Consider the following 17222-nt stretch of genomic DNA (forward strand, 5'->3'; position numbering starts at 1 on the left):
ACGTACAGACAATCAGGACCAGTTCCGGTGGCGGGGCAGCGTCAGTCTCGCCGGGCCAGTCACGACTCCGCGTTAACAGGCTCTTCCCTCTCACAGGGGGATGGGTCGGGTGATGTCGAGGGTGTAGGTGCCGTACCCGTTGGCGTCGTACCGCCATTTCGGGCGGCGCTGGTCGGTGAGACTGAAGACGTAGCCAGCCTCGATCAGGGCGCTCTCCAGGTCGAGCATGGTGCGCCCGACGGCGGCGGGTAGGTCGCAGCGGTGGACCCACATCGCATCGCCGTCCCCGGTCCACACCTCGCACAACGCCAGCGCCGGACCCGTTCCCGCCAGGCGCACTCGGACCGAGACCGGGTACAGGCGCGGGTGCAGTTCTCCGGCCAGTCCGCGCACCTGCCGCACGAGATTGGCGGTCGCAGCCGTGAGTGTCATGACACTGCTCCTGTCACTGTCTGCGCGACCTCGGATGAAACGCCGTCGGCGAGGAGGGCGCGCAGCACGGTCGCGGCGCCGTGTTCGGCGAGCGTGCCGGTCACGTCCTCAGCGATGTCGCGTACGAGGGCGGGCGCGTGGCCCATCGCCCAGGAGCGGGTCGCCCAGGTCATTGCCTCGGCGTCGTTCGCGCCGTCACCCACGAACACGGTGCTCTCCGGGGCGACGTCGAGGTGTCGGCGGACCTCGTCCAAAGCGGTTGCCTTGGACAGGCCGTGGGGCGTGATGTCCAACCAGGACGGGGACGCCTGGTTGACGGTCACACCCAACGCCCGCAGCGGACTGGCCAGCAAGGTGGCGGCGTTCGGCGCGGACAGAACTACTCGCGGTGCGGGTTCCAGGATGAGTTCTTCATCGGAGACGACCATCTGCCGCCCGTTCACCTCGCCGGGTTCGAAGGGGGCGGAGGTCTGGTAGCCCCACCCGATCTCCTCCACCGCGACCCGTGCGCCCGGGCACAGGCGACGGGCGAGGCTCAGGACGGGTTCGACGTCCAGGGTGCGGGCCGACTCGATGCGGTAGCCGCCCGGCCACCTCGCGTCTACCTGGGCGGTGACTGCGCCGTTGGATGCCACGATCCAGGTGCCGTCCAGCCCGAGCACGGCGGCCACGAGCAGGGCGCCGGACAGGGATCGGCCGGTCGCCAGGACCACGTGGTGCCCGGCCGCGCGGACATCGGCGATCGCGTCGTTGGTGATGTCCGGGATATCGGTGGTGCCGGAGGGGCAGAGCGTTCCGTCGATGTCCATCGCGATCAACAAGCGCTCGGTGGTGGCTCGGGTGCGGGTGTTCATGGGGCGGTCTCCGTCGTGGTGGTTCGTGGGGTGCGGTGCGGTAGCGCGTCGGTCAGCCGTGCTCGGCCTGCCGTCTGGTCGGGTGTGTCGCCCAGGACGGTGCACGCGGCGCCGTCCGGCTCCAGCTCCTGGACCAGGCGAGTGCGAGCGCTGGCAAGTCGGGCATCGGTCGGCAGCACCAGGAGAGAGGCGTCATGGAAGCGCACGGCCTGGACGACCTGGCTGATCGTGAACGTGTCGAACCGGTCGGTGACCACTTGCGCCAGAGCGAGGCCCTCCGCCCGCGCGTACTGGGTGACCGCGTTGCGCTGGGCATCCAGCTCGTCGTCTTCGCGGGCGCACACATACGCCACCACGACCGGGCTCGGTGCGTTCATCGGGCCCCTCCCAGCGGTCGGCGCAGGACGGACCGGACGTGGACCTCCAGACCGGCGACCTGGCCGGACCAGTCGGTGAACCCCGGGGTGAGCATTCGATGATCCATCGGGAGGGTGCAGCCGAGCGTCCGGGCGATCTGCTCACCCTCGGCCAGGTCCCGCGGCTCCAGGCTGATCCGGTGTGGGGTCAGCGTGACCGACCCGATCCGCTCCAGACCGACCGCCGCCAGCGTCTCCATGACGACACCAAGCGTGCGGGCCAGCGACTCGGGGTTCTGCTTCCTGATCCTCATCGGTCCTCCTCACACGACGGCTTGCGCGGGTTCGGCAGGCTGTCGGGTCGGGCGGGCTGTGTGAACGCCTCCGACGCTAGGGACGGCCAGGTGCCGGCTGTACGGCGAGGGACGCATAGGTTCTATGCGCGCCGCTCATGTTCCAGCGCGGGGACGCTACGGTGGACATGTCTTGTATGACGGGCGTCACACGAGAGGAGGCCGGGCGGTGACGACTTCGCGATACTGCACCGGCTGCGCGACACGACTCGCCACCGACAACACCTCGCCGACCTGCGCAGGCTGCTCTCGCCGTGGCGGTGGTGAGGGAGCGCCCGAACAGAGCAGGGCCTTCTGGGAAACCGACCTGATGCGCGACGCACTGTCGACCCAGAACATGGGCGTGGTCGTCGCCGCATACCGCCGACACCCGCAGCACGGGCACCGCGCCTTGGCTCAGACGCGAGTGGCCCGGTGGCTGGGGATCACGCAGGGCCAGCTCAGCCGGATCGAGTCTGGCGTCAACAAGGTCACCGACCTGGACCGCCTGCGCACCTACGCGCAGGCGCTCAAGATCCCGGCTGGGCTGCTCTGGTTCGCGCCTGCCGACCCCGCACCGCCGGGCCGCGCGAGACGGCCGATCTCGCTGCCCGGCGGAGTCCGCAGACCCAGCACCGCCGGACAGGCCGATGTCGCGCTAGCCGAATCACTGCTGGCGACGCTGCGCCAGTTCTCCACGACCGACAACATGACCGGCCCGCGACCGATGCTCCCGCTCGCCGAGAACCAGGCCGCCTTCATCGACTCTCTGCTGGAGACCGCGTCCAAGCCCGCACGCGGCCGGCTGCTGTACGTCGGGGCACGGTTCTCGGAGTTCCTGGGCTGGCTCCACCAGGACGACGGCAACCTACGCGCGGCGATGCGATGGTCCAACCGAGCCCTAGACCTGGCGACCGAGATCCGCCGGCCCGACCTGATCTCCTACATCCAGATGCGCAAGAGCAACATCGCCCAGGACGCCGGCCGCCCCGACATGGTCCTGGACCTCGCCCGGGCCGCCGTCCAGAACACCGCACACATCTCCCCCCGGATGCACGCCCTGGCCGCACGGCAAGAAGCCCACGCGCATGCCGCGCTCGGAGACTGGGCCGCATGCGCCGCAGCCTTGGATGTCGCACGGGAACTTGCCGCCGATCCGACGGGCGACCGGGACATTGCGCAGTACTGCACGAGCGAGTACATCGAGATGGAAGCCGCGCACTGCTGGGTCGAACTCGGCAAGCCCGACCGCGCCCTGGGGGTCCTGCAACAGGGCCTCGTGCAGTGGCGCCCGGAGTACCGGCGCGACCTCGGCCTCGGCCTGGCACGGTTCGCCGTCGCCCACGCCCGGACCGGCGCCGTGGACGACGCGCTGGACATCGCACACGAGTCACTCCAGATCGCAGCCGGTACCCGCTCAGCACGTACGGTTCGCCAGTTGTACCGGACCTCGGAGACCCTACAGGCATCCGGCGCCCGCGCCGCGGGGACGGATCTGCGGCACGTGCTGAACACCACGCTGAACCTGCGAAGATGAAAGACCGGACCCACGAGAGGAACCACCAACGTGAACGTCCTGCCCCAGGCCACCGCCGCCGACGTCGCGCACTCCAGCCCGCGCGTCGCGGTACTGCCTGTCGGGAGCTTTGAGCAGCACGGCGACCACCTGCCCCTGTCGACCGACACCCTGATCGCGACCACCATTACCGAACAGATCTGCGACCGACACGGACTGCTACGCCTGCCCCCGGTAACGATCTCCTGCTCCCATGAGCACGAAGACATGCCCGGACTACCGGGAACAGTGAGTATCAGTGCGACGACGCTGACGGCAGTGATCGACGATGTGCGCCGCTCGCTGGCCCGGGCCGGGATCGACCGCTTGGTCCTGGTCAACGCGCACGGTGGCAACTACGCCCTGGCGAACCTCGCCCAGGAGGCGAACGTCGCCGGACCCGCCGTGGCGCTGTTCCCCGGAGCCGACGACTGGAGGGCCGCCCGTGCCGAGGCAGGGCTGGCATCGAGCCACAGCGCCGACATGCACGGCGGCGAGTTGGAGACCTCGATCCTGCTGCATGTCGCGCCTGACGCCGTGCGCGAGACCTACGCCCGCAACGACCACGACGCCCCCGACCGGGGACACCTCACCCTCCTGGGCATGAAGGCGTTTACACCCAACGGGATCATCGGCTTCCCGTCCGAGGCCACCGCCGCCAAGGGTGCCACCGCCCTCGACACGCTCGTCGACAGGTTTGCCCACTATCTCAACGCTCTCCTGGCTGGAACCGCATCAGCTCCGGCCCATGCCTGACCCCCGCCTCGCCTGACCCCCGCCTCGCCTGGGTTTCCCAACCGCTCGACCGTGCCCAAACTTGAGGCAGCCGAGCTGACTCCGCGGCCATCCAGGCCCCCCAATTGCTGTCTCATCAGATGACTCGTGAGTCGACAGACTTCACCCCGTTCGCCCGCGCAGGCGCGGTACTACCCGGCTACGATCAGAGTCTGACATAGCGGACAGGGCGGTGCGTGATGGAGTCCACAGACGGGTTCGCTTCTCTTGAAGCGATCGTCGCGAGTTTCGAGAACCGGGATCGTAACGAGGCCAAGACTCGATTCGATCTCATCGACAGACTCCTGACGGAAGTACTCGGCTGGGAGCGACCATGGATCGACGTCGAAGAGCGCATCGTTGGGTCCAATGGCTACATGGACTACAAGCTCGGGTCAAAGGGTGCACTGCTCGTAATTGAGGCCAAGCGTGAAGGTATCTCATTCGAACTGCCGGTCGGACTAACCTCAGGCGTCCACGCCCTCAAACCACTTATCACTGGCACCTTGAACAAGCCGCTCCGGAAGGCTCTGGAACAGGTTAGGGACTATTGCGCGCAGATCGGAGTTGCCCCAGCAGTTGTCACTAACGGGCATCAGTGGGTGGCATTCCTTGCGAGTCGAACCGACGGAACGGCTCCACTCGACGGCCGTGCGTACATATTCAACGGCTTGAAGTCGATTGAAGAGGAGTACGTTCGATTCTGGAATCTCCTAGGTCCGGTCGGTGTCAGTGCCCATCAGCTGGCCGCAATTCTATCTGCAGAGGAATCGCCTCGACCTCGCCCCCTATCGTCCTCTATCCGGGAATATCCTGGAACGAAGAGCCGGAATACGATGCAGTCAAATCTCCAAATTCTTGGACAAATCATGTTGGAGGATGTTCCATCCAATCCAACATATCGCGACGCCTTTCTGCAAGAATGCTATGCGAATAGTGGCGCACTCTCGCAGTATGCGGAACTTAGTCGAGAGTTACTTCAGAAGCGCGGCGAACTGCTTGTAAACTCATCGGGTGTCGGGGCGCTGCCCATTGAGGGGAAGGCGGGGCTGAATTCGAATCTTGCCGCCGACATCACGGCTGCCTCTTTCTCACGTCGTCCAATAATCCTTCTAGGACCCGTAGGCGTTGGAAAGTCAACCTTTATCCAACACTTGATACGAATCGATGCGCGCCAGGTTTTCGAGAAGGCGCTAACGTTTACAGTAGATTTCGGTCGAGAAGGAATCTTAGACGATCTGGGAGATCATTCGGTCGAGCAAGTTGAGCGGCAGCTCAATGACAAATACGGCATCGATATTGATTCTCAGAAATTTGTCGAGGACGTCTATCGGGCCGAGATGAAGCGATTCGATGGTGGAATATACGGTCGCTTGAAGGAGATCGATCAGACTCAGTACGCTGTCAAGCGAATTGAGCGCCTCGAGGACCTCAGCGGTTCCCGGTCTGCCCATTTGAAGCGGTCACTGGAGCGCATCAGTAAAAGCCATAACAAACAGATCGTCATATTCCTGGACAACGTCGATCAGAGATCGCGTGAAGATCAGAATAGAATCTTCCTTGTCTCCAATGAGATGGCGGCCCAGTGGCCGGCAACCGTGTTCGTATCGCTACGGCCAGAGACATTCTACGAGTCGGAGCGATACGGTGCTGTTTCTGGATACCACCCTCGCGTATTTACCCTGGCACCCCCTCGTACCGACACGATGCTCAAGAAGCGCGTCGACTTTGCCATTCGCGTCCTGGAGACTGGTGGTAACGTCGGAGGCATTGGTGAAGGGTCGAGTTTCGGACTTTCGAGCGACGAGCTCGTCCTGTTCCTAACGGTTCTTAGCGAGAACTTCCGGAAGAACAAGCAGTTGATGAGCCTGATCGACAACATGGCGGGCGGGAATATGCGACGCGCCATGGATTTTGTCACCGAATTTATCGGTTCCGGCCATGTTGACACGGCAAAGATTATCGAGTATGCACGTCACAATCGAGAATATACGATTCCTCAGCACGAATTCTTGCGGTCACTCATCCATGGTGATGGCGTTCATTACGACCCGCGCAATTCTCCCGTTCCAAACCTATTCCAGCTTGACCGACCAGAGTCTCGCGGGCACTTTCTTATGATGGTAGCGCTCGACTTCCTGGCCGATAAGGGCAGCGTGGGCCAGAACGCCGGGTATGTTGATCTCAAGGACGCGGTATCGTATCTGCAAGGGATCGGCTTTCCCGTGTCTTCAATTCGATATTCCCTAAACTACTGTTCGCGCTTCAGGCTATTGGAATCGCCTACATCAGATGTAGATGTATTCGAGGGGGATAAGTGTCGCGTGACAAGTGTCGGCGCATACTCCGCTAGGCGCTTGCCTGAGTTGTTTACATACGTTGATGCAATGGTGGTTGATACACCGATACTCGATTCAGCGGTTCGAAGGGAGCTGAAGGACGAGTACGGTCTTTTGGGTCGCCTCGATCGAGCTGAAATTTTCAAGAAGTATCTCGATGATTCGTGGGATGTCGCAGGTATCCCCAGCAGCGTTTGGGACTGGAGGCGTATTTCTGCTCGGTTGGCCGATGATATCGATACCGTGCGCCTGCGCAGCAGGTTGTCCAATAGGGGCTAGCTCCGGCGGGTTGCCGTCGAGCCGGTGCAGGCGACACCCGGTGCACCTGGGCAGCACACGCAGATCCGGCCCGATGGGGTCGCCAGCAGCAGGTCCATGGGGATCTCCGGTGAACTGGTAGCGGGGGACCACCGCACCCTGTCGTGGCGCGGGCAGGAGGCCCCGGACCATGGCGGGTTTGCAGCTAGGACCTGACTCGGGTGGAATGGCTTGGTGCGACGCCAGTCAGATTTCACACAGGCGGACGATCGCGTTTCATGCTGGATTGAGGAATCTTCGGGCAGTGGCCCCGCCAGAGCGGCCGCGGGTGAGCATGGGACAGCGCCGCGATATCCCGCCTCGACCTCCACGGAGGAGGTGCAGCGGACTCATCGCACACCATTCGCTCCCAAAGTAGGCCACGTCTGCGGCGGCTGTCCTGCCGGCGAAGAAGCCATCTAGTGCCTCACCCAGGCACAAGTTCCACAGAACCCGGAGCGTCAGCTCAGGTCACCGCCGTGGACATCGCCGCTGTGGGCGGAGGTGACCCGAGTCAGGACAGAGGTCGACGGGCGCGACGTGAGCGGGCGACTACCGCGGCTCGCAGCCGTCCGGAGCATGCGCGGCGTCGACGACATCGCCACTGTCCTCCACCATCGGGTGGAGCAAGCCGCCGCATGCCCGGGGCGCCACCATTGACCACGGTTCGTCGCAGGACTGTGCCACGCGCGGGCTGGACCGATGTCGAACGCCGTGCGCCGTGCTCTGGAAGCGCGCCCTTCTGATCGAACGGCGCGCCAATGCCCTGGCCGAACAACCCGTTACATGCCTGACGGGCTCCAGACAGTCGGACTCGCGCCCCGGTCCCGGCGCCGACTGCCTGAGGTGCTCGTAGCCGAGAGCCCGCGAGGGAGGTTCTGGGAACAGGGCCGGGCCTGCTGAGGTGCAAGCGTCGAACGGTGCGGCCTCCGGGGCAGATCGTCCAGGCGGTGCCTGAACTCGCCAGACACGCGGAGACCGCACACTGGCAGCGAGATCGGCGCAGCGAGTCCCCGGGACACGGCAGTGCGGCCCCGGGGCTGTTCCCTGGCAAACCGAGCGATGCTCGTCGGAGTGTTGCCAGATGTGGCAAACGGCAGCTATGCTGGGTAGATGACCGGGACCGAGAGTGCGGCGAGTCTCCTGAGGAGACTGCGACGGGAGCAGGGGCGCTCTCTTCGTACTGCAGCTGCCGATATCGGCATCGCGCCATCTCAACTTTCTAGGTTGGAGCGTGGTGAGCGTGGGTTGGCAGTGGAAATTTCTGAGCGACTAGCGACGTACTACGGTGTCCCCTCCGAAGTTATTTCCCTATCGCGGGGAGAACTTCCCGAAGATATCGTCCGGATACTCCAAGATAACCCCGAATTGATTTCTCGAATTCGCGAGGAGTTTCGCGATGCTTCTAGGTCTGCCCTATGACAGACGCATGGGCGGAGTCGCTGATCAAAATGACGCTCGGAGGGTACCGGCTGGAGCGTTGCATCGGAAAGGGCGGATTCGGGTATGTATTCGAAGTGGTTGCGGTGGATACGGGCACATCGTTCGCCATGAAGGTCCTCTCTCCGTCAAAAGCGTTTGATGCGGAAGCTCTTCTCGACTTCGACAATGAGGGAGCTCTCCTTGCGAAACTAAACCGCTGTTCGTCCGTAATCAACTTCGTCGATTCTGGCTCCGAAACGATCCCCGTGATGCTGGCGGAAAGTGCCGCTCCTGTACCTCTCCCGCTTAAGTTTCATGTCCTTGCCTTGGCATCAGGATCGCTCGACGAGTTGCTCGCGTCTCCTGAAACAAGAGACGAGCTGGCGTGGCCGGCCCGGATCGGCCTATGGCGCGGTGCAATCAAAGGGGTGCATCAGATGCACCTAAAATCGGTGGCGCATCGCGATCTGAAAAGCAGCAATTGCCTACTCATTGTCGCGGGCGGTCGCAGCGAAGTAAGACTGGCAGATCTTGGCAGGTCGAAAGACTACGCGCGAGCGCCGCGTCATCCGGCAGATGTCTATCTGAGCGGGCGCGGTGACCTGCGTCATGCGCCCCCTGAATTCTTGTTGCTCCAAGGCGGATCTGCTAGAGAAGATTTCAGAAATGCCGATATCTACGGCCTCGGATCTTTGCTCGCCGAACTGGCGACCGGGCAGCCGATGACTGCATTGGCGATGGCGTCGTGGAGCGACGTCCAGAAACTTGGTGTAGAAGACTATCGGGCGGGGCGAATTAGAGATCTCGCCACTCTGCGTCCGCAATTTCAGTCGGCTATCGATCTCATTTCAGAAACGTTCCCACAGCCCATACGTCGGCCGGCTGCCGATCTGCTATCACAACTCTGTGATCCGGTCCCAAGCGATCGAAGGCCGCAGCGCTCCCTTGGCAAACGCTATCACCCGGACGACGGTCTTCTCTGGCTATTGCGGCGGGCTGACATTCTAAGCCGTCAACTCGCTGTCGCCCCACGGAGACGCAGAATGATGTCCCGATCTGACGAGAGGAGTGCGTGATGCTAGGGATCCTTAATGTTCCTGCTTCTTCGGACCCGTTTCTGTCGGACGTCCGTGGACCGGTCCTGCCAGGAAAAGACTCCCCCATCCTAAGCGCTGTAAGCCAGCGGCGTGCTACATCAGAAGATGAAGTCCGCAGCGCACTTATTGCGAGAGCGAGGAGGGAGCGGGAACGCGCGAAGTGCGCTGCAGCCGAAGAGCCCTCATCTACGACGCTTGTCGCTCTCGCACAGACGCATGCAGTGCTTGGTGAGCGTGATGACGCTCTCGCTGCGGCACGGCGCGGGCTTTCGCTTAGTCTTGAGTTGGTATCGGCTGCAACTGGAGTCTCACGACTCGCTGATCCGGCGGCGGCCCGGGTGGCTTCGGAAGTGATGCTTCGATTCGGTGCAGCGGAGGACGCCTTTGCATGGCTCAGTGGTGCTCCGCTGCCGCGATCACTTCGACTCACGCTTGCGACGCTAGCTGTCGAACTCAATCGCCTCGATGTCGCGATGGAAGCGCTCGCGGATCAGGATGGCGCTATGATCGAGTCCTTCCGTGGATTCCTTCTCGTTGCTGAGGGTAGGTATCAGAAGGCGATTCCGCATCTCCGAGCCGCTCTCCGCGATTCGCCTGAGGATGTTGCGGCGGCGATGAATCTCTCTGCAGCCCTGTGGGCTATCGGTTCGCGCCGCAAAGCGGTCTCCGCGGCGCTACGGGCTTCCAGGGCCGCTCCGGGGCGGAAAGATGCGTCCCTGCACTATCTCGATCTCCTGCTGGAAGTTGGTGACGTGCGTCGACTTACCGAAGAGATCTCGATGCTAAACGCACGAGGTATTATTCCGGACGCGCACTTTCTCGTAGTTCAAGCGCGCGCGCAGATTGCGAAGGACGAGGTTGTGCGAGCGCTCCCATTGCTGGACAGCGCGATCGCAGCGGCTATCTCGGAAGGCAACGACCCACTGCGAGTGGAGATCCAAGCAAACCTTGCTGTGTTGAAGTATCGGCTCGGGCGTTGGAGCTATACGAGAGCGATCGACGCGCTTTCTGCCCTGCTTCGTGATTATCCAGAAAATGATGCAGTTGTTGTGAGTTTCGCCAGAATCGCCGACCGGACTACGGAGGCATCGGCATTGCGTGCGGCGATCGACAATATGAACCCCCGCATGGATCCCGCTCGCGTGGCATTTGTCCGCCATCAATTGGCGTGGTTGGAGGGCGACAACAAAGCGGCTGCGTCTGCTGCGACCGAGTGGTTCGAACTTGATGCGAAAGATCCGCTTGCTGCTACATCTGCGCTGATTTCACTAGGTATTGGCATGGAGCGTTGGCAAGAAGCAGAGAAGATCGCCGAGTACGCGCTAGAAGAGTTTCCCAATGATAGCAGTGTGGTTAATAACGCATCATACATTCTAGCCATGGCTGGTAAACCCCGGCGGGCTATTCAGGCGTTGGAGCCATGGGCTGCCGATGACTACGTACTAGAGGCAACACTTGGTCTCGCGCACCTGGCAAATGGTGACACGGATGGCGGAATGCGGCTCTACCGTCAAGCCGCGGGCGAGGCTGAGAGGGTTAGTTCTGAACGATTGAGCCTGATGGTTGCCTATCAAGCGCTTGTAGTTCGCCAACTTGGGATTGACAAGCAGGAGCCTCCAGGGAAGCTTGCTGCCCTGGCTCTTGCTTTTGTTCCGCTGCCTACTGATTGGGAGCGGCGCCCTGAGTTTGTCAGGCTTCGGAACCTGGCGCGGAAGCACGGCTATGAGTGGCCGCTTGCACTCTAGAGTTCCCGTGTGCGCAGATGAGTATGAAGGCGTCTGCGCTTTGCGGACGTGACGCAGCGGCCGGATTTTTGGAATTCCAAGGTTCCTGGCAGATCTCGTATTCAGTCATGCCACCGCGTTTCCCAGCACAGCCTTACCCGACGCGTCGAGGCCGCCGGTCAGGTCGGATGGCGTGTCGATCTGTCTCGCCCCGGGTTTGATGGAGACATCGAAGACCCGGAGGATGCGGAGTCATGGTAGTGCTGAAGAAGTACCCGGACGAGTTGCGTGAGTTTGGGGTGCGCGGAAGACCCAGAGGACCTGTGTTGGCTCAATCGGTTAGTGCGTGACTCTTGCGGTTCGTGATCGCGTCCAGGAGGGCCTGCTGGTCGTGATTGATCTCGGGTGGGTCCGAAAGTCCATGGGATGACGAGGCTGAAGGCCGCCTGGCTGACTTCGCGCGCCGAGTGCGCCAAAGTGCCGAGAAGTCGACGGCAGATGTAGCCGCCATGCGCGGGAGAGACGTTCGTTCGACTGCCAGCATCGACGGGCTCACCGTGAAGGACCTGATGGGCTCGATCACGGTGAAGCAGGCATGGGCAACGGGAGGCGCTTTGGTCGCTCTGGCGGCGGGTCTAGCCGTCTTGGCCTACAAGCTGGGCGCCGCAGGGGCGCTCGGGTAAGGCGTGCGACCCATCAGGATCGGCGTCGAACAGGGCATTGGTGTCGACAGCGGTTGAAAACTGAGCGGTAGTCGTTGGGCGAATGCCGCGTGCTTTGTCGGCGCATCCTACGAGAACCGGCGTACCGGCTGGCTCTCTGCGCTCTCCTGCTGACTGCTCGAAGCGGCGGGAGCACGGAGCGATGCAGTCCGCGCCCAGTCCGCAAGAAGTCCGCACCCCGCCGTCGTACCCGCAACACGCCAACGGCCGGGATCGCTGCAATTCCAACGATCCCAGCCGTTCCCGCGTCCAACCCGCACTCACCGTTCCCCCTGGCCAACGTTCCCCTTCAACGTATGAACAGTTCGGGCCGGACGATCGCCGCGACGATGACGAGGCATGAGATCAGGCCGAAGATGCCCAGGCCGACAACCCATGTCCGGAATGCAGGCCAGGGGAGGACAAGGAGTCTGAAGACACCCCGGTCCGGCTGTTCTTGGTCGCGACGTTCTTGCCAAGGACGACCGTGCTGACGGTAGACCTTGGGTAGGGACGTCTCGTACTCCGCGAGCCATTGGGCATCCGTGATCTCCCCCTGGCGGTGTCTTGCCATGAGAGTCACTGATAGCGCGGTGATCACAATGGAGATCACGGCGCTCGTGATCCGTGCGGCGCTGGATGACTCGGGGCCGAGGGCGATCGTGTAGAGAAACGCTTGCGCCGTCAGGCTGAGGACCGGGACCTGCCATACGAGGCTGTCCCACTGGAGGCGTCGAGCGGCGACCGTCGCGTAGATGAGGCGCCGCTCTTCGGGGTCGATTGCCGGCTGGTCGGGCACCCGAGCGAACCTAGCAGCCGCACGGTCGCGACCGATCGGATCGAGCGGGTGAACCTTCAACCGCTCGCCAGACCATCGGTTGGCGGCATCGGCGTTCGAGCTCGACGCCGGGTTCGTTGTGCGGCGGCCAAGACCGGCCGGGCAGTACACATTGGGTACACATGAGCGCTGTCCCAGACCATCCGGCGTCAGCCTCACCAACGCACCCAGGTCACAGAGGAACCGCAGAATACCAACGTTCTCGCGGTGCCCAACGAACCCGTCGGGCACCGCGAGACATACCACCCCGCCCTCCAGGAGAACCCGGCGTATGGGCCGGCTCGTCCGCTCGTTGGTGCCGTTGGGCTGCGATGGAGCTTGTTGTGCGAGGCCGCGACTGTGCAGCGTCGACCGCTGCTGTTCCTGCGCGGACGTAGCGCCGACGCAAGTCCCCTGTGGTCGGCCATGCGGATCCGCGACCCGGCCGTATGCCCGGCAAGCGTCAGCGTTCCTCGCACCTCCAGATCCAATAGGCGGTCGCCCGAGGTGTCAGAACGAAGCGGTCGGCACCCAAGTCAGGAGTGGGGACTCTTCCAGTTCGCAGCGTCCCGTGCCCTACCGGCGGACCAGATGGAACCCGGGGCGTCAAGGCTTGGCCCCTGAACGGACACGATGACCCCTGATCTCGGGAACCAGTATCGAGAATGCAGTTCCGTGTCGCGATCGGCGATCAACTCGACCACAGCGCCCTTGGCCAGCGCCTCCTCCTGGACCTCGGCAAAGGTCACGACCGGTTCGATGGGCCCGTACGTCGCGTCGATCTCTGGGGGCACCAGCAGGTCCCGTTCGCCGCGTAGGCGATGCACGTGGACACTCGTGTTGACACAGCTCCAGTTCGTGTCCCACTTCTCGAACGAGACTTCGACCAGCCCGTAGTCGCGCCGCATCCGACGCCGTCGCACGTCGATGAGCGGCCAGTCGGCGCCACCCAACGCTTGGTCCCACGTCTCAGGACTCGAGTCCAGACCAGCGCCGAGCAGCTGGCCAGAGGTGATGAAGTCGATGCACAGCGTGGTTGCATTCACTCAGCGTCTCCATTCCCAGCCAGTTCGCCAGACAACAGATCGTACGACGGCTCGGACCAGGCGAGTCAGGTTCCGGGTGGCTGCCCGGGCGCTCCGCGAGCGGCGCGTTGACCTGGCAGAGGTCGAAACGGCAGCGATCCTCTGTGGCGCTGCGTGAAGGACCCGCCAGTCTCTCCGTCCTTCGCAGTCCGCAGCCAGTCCGCAAGAAGTCCGCGCCTCGCCGTCAGACACCACACGCACCAACGGCTGAGATCGTTGGAATTCCAACGATCCCAGCCGTCGCCATCCTTCACCACGCCGCACCAAATGTCCGACCTGCGATTCACCAACTACTGGTGGTTCACGACGGCCCAGGCCACATCGCCGTCGCTGCCGATGTCGTCCTCACCGGCAGCCGGAGGCGCGAGCGCGTCCATGAGCCAGCTGCGAGACCGCTGCTTGGGGAGTTGTCCCGTGTCATCGCGGTCCGTTCCCAGACCGGTGGTCGAGGAGCTTCAGCGCCTCGTCTCGAACCTCGACATCCAGGCGTGCGATATCCAGATCGATGTGTGCTCGATCGACTTTTGCCTCGTCGGCGTAGCCTCGCAGGTCTTCGAGGTAGTCGTATGTGTGCTCGATCTTGATGAACGGGTCGAGCAAGGGGAACCGCCGCGGACCAGGCGTCCTCGGGACGTCGAGGTCGTACGCCCATGCTGTCACGGTCCTCGGCGAGGCCGTCCCGTCGAGGACCGTTTGGCACCTGTTCTTCAGGTCGATCCGGACCGCGTCTTCGGCCGTGGGCTCCGGCAGGCCCAGTTCCTGAGCCGTCTGACGGGCGAGGCCGTCGAGCGTGTCCGACGGTTCGTCCCCGTAGAGCCCGGCGAGCTCGCGCAGCGCCGGGCTGTCGAGGTCGGCAACCAGCGCGCCGACCGCCGCGTCGACGACCCGCTGCCGGTCCGGGTCGACCTTGTCGAGCCAGAACCCCGCCGCGGCGAGGAGTTCCTCGGTGGCTGCTCGGGCGAGGTCGGGTGACACGTCGGCAAATTTAGCGGTGGTGGGGCCATCGTCGAATCGCTTTTCCGTGTGAACCGCCCGCTGGCCCCGCTACGGTTCAGCCGTGGAGATCCTCAGCCCGTTGCCGTTTCGCGTCTCTGCGCTGTTGTCCCTCCAGCGGGCGCTGTGGGACGGGGTATCGCCGAGCCTGCGTGGTGTGGCGGTCGCTGTCACAGCGGCGGCGATCCGCGGCCGGATGATCTACGACCACGTGCCCACCGAGGACGAGGTCGAGTCGTGCTCACTCGTGGAGACCTACGTCGTGGCCGACATGGCACCTGAGGTGGTCGTCGACCTCACCGCGGTCACTGTCACGCCTCCGGAGCCCCGCAACCTGCTGCCCGGCGAGGAATGGGTCTACCTCCGCAAGGAGGAACCTCCCGTCGCCGGCAAGGTGCGTGAGCCCTTAATCCTCATCGGGTATTGGCGCGGCCCCGGCGCCCCGAACTTTCCCGACCCGCGTGACTTCGTCGATCCCGCGTGGGGCTCGCACGAACGTCGGCACGTGCAGCGGTACCTGGAAGGTGGGATGGTCGCCCGCGTGTACCGTGGCCAGTCGTCCTGCCGGTTTTGCGGGGAACACGTGGGACATCGCGAACAGACCGACGGCACCTACCTGTGGCCCGAGGGCCTGGCCCACTACGTTGCCGAGCACGACGTCCGCCTCCCCGCCGAGTTCGTCCACCATGCACTCGGCACCGCGCACGACATGGAGCACCGAGACGTGGACAGCACCTGGTGGACAGCCCTGGTCGGTCCCGGCCCCGTCAAGTACCCGGTCACAGTCAGGGCCGTCGGCGGCGGACGCCCCGTGCCAGTCGTCGTCGAGACCCCCGCAGGGCTGCTGCGAGGGGTCTTCATGGCGACCGTTCCCGCCGTGGAGGACGTGGTGAACGTGGAGCTTGAGGTCCCCGGAGAAATCTCCTGGGACGAGGTCACGATCGGGGACAGAGCCACCGCCCACCCTGCTGGAACCGGCCGCCAATGGCTGCGAGGTGTCGTCGAGGCCGTTGAGCCCGACGGTGTCATGGTCCTGCGCTCAGGCGTCGGCCTGACCATGCTTGAGATGACGGGCGACGCGCCGGACGGCGTCGTCGGAACCAAGATCGCAGTCCCTGTACATGAGCTCCGGTTCCACCCGACCGGCGTGTGAGCAGCGTTCACGCTTGGATCGGGTCGAGTGATCATCGGCCGCTGCGCCGGAGTGCTCTGAGGTAGCGGCGGCGATAGACGCGCTGGGCGATCAGGATCACGGGAAAGAGTCCACGCCACAAGCCCCGACCGGCACGCGTGAGGGAGCGCCGTGTCAGGCTCACGTTCCCGTCGTCGTCCCGGCTGACGATGAACGCCTCCTCCCCGGAGACCGGGTGGCCCTCCAGCGTGCCGTAGGCAAGGGCGGCCTGGTGGTGGGTGGCGACCGTCGCGACGACCTCGACGGGCTCTCGTGCACGGAAGGGGCCGACTCGTGCGACGAGCCAGTACCGCTCTCCTTGACGCGCGCTACGTCCCGTCTCCAGTGGCGGATCGACGGCGAACCCGCTGCGGGTCTTGGCGCCCCACGACAGGGCCGCCGCCGACGCCTCGTCCCAGAGATCCGTCCCCGAGCCGAGCGGGACGGTGCGTTCGTAGGCGCGCCATCGGTTGGGCGGTTGCCACGGCTCGGCATCGGGTGCCGTCGCCCCGACGACGCCGTAGCTGAGGGCCCGTCTGCTGAGGTGGTACTCGGTGAGCAGCATCAGGCCGTCCGTATCGCCACCGGCCTCGACGATGGCAGCCCTCACGGTGCGTTCTTCGGCAGGGGTGAGTGCGAAGGCCGCGCTCGTGCCGGTGTCGTTCGCGTCCCAGATGAGTTTGCCGTCGCTGCTGAATCCGTCACAGCCGATGCTGAACGGTGCCAGCGTGAGCGCGATGTCGAAGTCCTCGTCGATGCGTGGATCGAGGGTGAGGGAGGTGCTGGATCGGCGGTTCGCCGCCAGGCGACGTTCGGCCTGTTGGACGGTCCCGCGAACGTCCGCCAGCCAGTCAAGGTCGGAGATGATGTCGACGTGGACCTCAGCCAACCGGTCGCGCTGGGCAACTATTGCGCCCCTGATCGCCGCCTCGGCGGTCGCGCGGGTCACGTGGCCGCCCACGCAAAGCCAGCGCGCGCCGTGGTCGTCCTTCACCGCTCCGCTCACGCCGCACATCCTGCCGCACCGCGAGTCTCGCGGTGGCGCCGGGGCCTGGGAGAGACGTCGAGCACGCCTTCCGCAGTCCCCCCAGTCCGCACACAGTCCGCAAGAGGTCCACGAATCGCCGTCGGCCGCCAACGACACCATCGGCCGGGAACGTTGGAATTCCAACGTTCCCGGCCGATGCCGTGTCCAGCCGTGCCCACGCGTTGTCCCAGCAGCACTTACCCGGCGTATGGGCCGGCTCGTCCGCTTTCGACGGCGATGGCGCCG

15 protein-coding genes are annotated in these 17222 nt (G+C 64.1%); 7 read left to right on the forward strand and 8 right to left on the reverse strand.

The window, feature by feature from the left end:
- Nucleotides 1-90: 90 nt before the first annotated feature.
- The 4 genes from HGK34_RS07930 to HGK34_RS07945 are packed head-to-tail and all read right to left on the reverse strand — an operon-like array spanning nt 91 to nt 1956.
- Nucleotides 91-432, reverse strand: a complete 342-nt coding sequence (locus HGK34_RS07930) for a hypothetical protein (protein ID WP_201846036.1) — start codon at nt 430-432, stop codon at nt 91-93.
- On the reverse strand, nt 429-1286 hold the full coding sequence (locus HGK34_RS07935; RefSeq protein ID WP_201846037.1) for an HAD family hydrolase: 858 nt from the start codon (nt 1284-1286) through the stop codon (nt 429-431). The genes HGK34_RS07930 and HGK34_RS07935 overlap by 4 nt, the downstream gene beginning before the upstream one ends.
- The gene (locus HGK34_RS07940) at nt 1283-1663 is read right to left on the reverse strand and encodes a hypothetical protein (protein ID WP_201846038.1); all 381 of its coding nucleotides are present in this window, start codon (nt 1661-1663) and stop codon (nt 1283-1285) included. Before HGK34_RS07940 ends, HGK34_RS07935 begins: the two co-directional genes overlap by 4 nt.
- Nucleotides 1660-1956 carry a hypothetical protein gene (locus HGK34_RS07945; protein WP_201846039.1) on the reverse strand — a complete coding sequence of 99 codons (297 nt, stop codon included), beginning with the start codon at nt 1954-1956 and terminating at the stop codon, nt 1660-1662. Before HGK34_RS07945 ends, HGK34_RS07940 begins: the two co-directional genes overlap by 4 nt.
- A gap of 208 nt (nt 1957-2164) precedes the next feature.
- Between HGK34_RS07945 and HGK34_RS07950 the strand changes: the two genes are divergently transcribed.
- From HGK34_RS07950 to HGK34_RS07975, 6 genes are all read left to right on the forward strand, one after another.
- A complete protein-coding gene (locus HGK34_RS07950; protein ID WP_201846040.1) occupies nt 2165-3511 on the forward strand; it encodes a helix-turn-helix domain-containing protein in 1347 nt (448 codons plus the stop codon).
- Nucleotides 3512-3541: 30 nt separating this feature from the next.
- The gene (locus HGK34_RS07955; RefSeq protein ID WP_201846041.1) at nt 3542-4285 is read left to right on the forward strand and encodes a creatininase family protein; all 744 of its coding nucleotides are present in this window, start codon (nt 3542-3544) and stop codon (nt 4283-4285) included.
- Nucleotides 4286-4503: 218 nt separating this feature from the next.
- The gene (locus HGK34_RS07960; RefSeq protein WP_201846042.1) at nt 4504-6921 is read left to right on the forward strand and encodes a P-loop NTPase family protein; all 2418 of its coding nucleotides are present in this window, start codon (nt 4504-4506) and stop codon (nt 6919-6921) included.
- A 1131-nt stretch (nt 6922-8052) separates the two neighbouring features.
- Entirely contained in the window at nt 8053-8361 is a 309-nt protein-coding gene (locus tag HGK34_RS23735) for a helix-turn-helix domain-containing protein (protein WP_201846043.1), read from the forward strand.
- Nucleotides 8358-9437: a protein kinase domain-containing protein gene (locus HGK34_RS07970; protein WP_201846044.1), complete on the forward strand. Its 1080-nt coding sequence runs from the start codon at nt 8358-8360 to the stop codon at nt 9435-9437. Before HGK34_RS23735 ends, HGK34_RS07970 begins: the two co-directional genes overlap by 4 nt.
- Nucleotides 9438-9796: 359 nt before the next feature.
- A complete protein-coding gene (locus tag HGK34_RS07975) occupies nt 9797-11203 on the forward strand; it encodes a tetratricopeptide repeat protein (protein ID WP_201846045.1) in 1407 nt (468 codons plus the stop codon).
- A 990-nt stretch (nt 11204-12193) separates the two neighbouring features.
- Here HGK34_RS07975 and HGK34_RS07980 read toward each other — a convergent pair.
- From HGK34_RS07980 to HGK34_RS07990, 3 genes are all read right to left on the reverse strand, one after another.
- Nucleotides 12194-12682: a hypothetical protein gene (locus HGK34_RS07980; protein WP_201846046.1), complete on the reverse strand. Its 489-nt coding sequence runs from the start codon at nt 12680-12682 to the stop codon at nt 12194-12196.
- A 554-nt stretch (nt 12683-13236) separates the two neighbouring features.
- The gene (locus tag HGK34_RS07985; RefSeq protein WP_201846047.1) at nt 13237-13746 is read right to left on the reverse strand and encodes a hypothetical protein; all 510 of its coding nucleotides are present in this window, start codon (nt 13744-13746) and stop codon (nt 13237-13239) included.
- A gap of 456 nt (nt 13747-14202) precedes the next feature.
- On the reverse strand, nt 14203-14760 hold the full coding sequence (locus tag HGK34_RS07990; protein WP_201846048.1) for a hypothetical protein: 558 nt from the start codon (nt 14758-14760) through the stop codon (nt 14203-14205).
- Between the two features lie 82 nt (nt 14761-14842).
- Between HGK34_RS07990 and HGK34_RS07995 the strand changes: the two genes are divergently transcribed.
- The gene (locus HGK34_RS07995; protein ID WP_201846049.1) at nt 14843-15931 is read left to right on the forward strand and encodes a MafI2 family immunity protein; all 1089 of its coding nucleotides are present in this window, start codon (nt 14843-14845) and stop codon (nt 15929-15931) included.
- 31 nt (nt 15932-15962) lie between these two features.
- On the opposite strand, the gene HGK34_RS23515 is transcribed toward HGK34_RS07995, so the two are convergent.
- The gene (locus HGK34_RS23515; protein WP_201846050.1) at nt 15963-16955 is read right to left on the reverse strand and encodes a DUF1990 domain-containing protein; all 993 of its coding nucleotides are present in this window, start codon (nt 16953-16955) and stop codon (nt 15963-15965) included.
- Nucleotides 16956-17222: the final 267 nt, after the last annotated feature.

Source organism: Myceligenerans indicum, assembly GCF_016742955.1.
Classification (GTDB): Bacteria; Actinomycetota; Actinomycetes; order Actinomycetales; family Cellulomonadaceae; genus Myceligenerans; species Myceligenerans indicum.

Coding starts and splice junctions, on each gene's coding strand:
- HGK34_RS07935 (WP_201846037.1), bottom strand. CDS start 1,286: ATGAACACCCGCACCCGAGCCACCACCGAGCGCTTGTTGATCGCGATG.
- HGK34_RS07960 (WP_201846042.1), top strand. CDS start 4,504: ATGGAGTCCACAGACGGGTTCGCTTCTCTTGAAGCGATCGTCGCGAGT.
- HGK34_RS07945 (WP_201846039.1), bottom strand. CDS start 1,956: ATGAGGATCAGGAAGCAGAACCCCGAGTCGCTGGCCCGCACGCTTGGT.
- HGK34_RS07970 (WP_201846044.1), top strand. CDS start 8,358: ATGACAGACGCATGGGCGGAGTCGCTGATCAAAATGACGCTCGGAGGG.
- HGK34_RS23735 (WP_201846043.1), top strand. CDS start 8,053: ATGACCGGGACCGAGAGTGCGGCGAGTCTCCTGAGGAGACTGCGACGG.
- HGK34_RS07930 (WP_201846036.1), bottom strand. CDS start 432: ATGACACTCACGGCTGCGACCGCCAATCTCGTGCGGCAGGTGCGCGGA.
- HGK34_RS07940 (WP_201846038.1), bottom strand. CDS start 1,663: ATGAACGCACCGAGCCCGGTCGTGGTGGCGTATGTGTGCGCCCGCGAA.